Source organism: Serratia sp. DD3 (assembly GCF_000496755.2).
In genome coordinates this window covers 1-781 of sequence record NZ_AYKS02000050.1, presented here as the reverse complement: position 1 = coordinate 781, position 781 = coordinate 1, and the positions used below count along the sequence as shown (strand labels likewise).

Genomic DNA, 781 nt, shown 5'->3' with positions numbered 1-781 from the left:
ACATATCGGCGCTGTTATCAATACTGACGGTGGAGCCAGCGATACCTTGCAGGGTTTGAGCAACGATACCCTGCAGGCCATTAAACACCAAAGTGGAGGTATCGGTGGTTAAATCCACCGTGGCGCTGTCGGCCCCCAGATTGTTAGCTTGGGTCACCGTCAGGGTGCCACCGGCATTGATAGCCTGGGTGCCGATAAAGTCGCTCTCGCCAGTCAGTTGGACGTTGGCGTTGGTATTAACCACCCCGTCACCACTGAGTTGGTTGTCGAAGCTGCCGTCACGGTTGAAGTTCAGGGCGCCTGCAACGGTGATATCACTGTCACCGAGGGTACCGGCATTGGTTAAGGTGATGTCGGCACCCGCCGCTATAGTGGTAATAGCAGAAAGGGTGCTGTTATCGGCGCTCAGGGTTAAACTCCCCCCCTGCACATTCAGGTTGCCGGCACCGGCCAGGCCATCGGTGGCGGTGGAGGTACCACCACCCAGCAGATTAAGGGTGCCACCTGCCAAGTTAAGGGTGCCAGCGTTGGTCAACAGACCATCATTGGTTAATGTGCCGCCATTGATCGTCAGAGCACCGAGGTTATCCAGTGCGCCGACGGTCTGGGTGAAACCTGCCATATTGAACAGGGCGTCGCTATCCACCGTTAACAGTTGGGTCTGCCCGAGGGCATTGCTTGCCCCCAACAGCACCGTGCCGCCGGTCGCCCGGGTGGTACCGCCGTAGGTGTTGCCCCCGTTGGAGATGGTGAGTGGTGCTGCGGACGCATCCAGAACGAT

General features: G+C 58.3%; 1 pseudogene. It reads right to left on the bottom strand.

From position 1 onward, the window contains the following. Positions 1–781, bottom strand: a pseudogene (locus tag IO95_RS25570) (hypothetical protein); the annotation flags it as partial.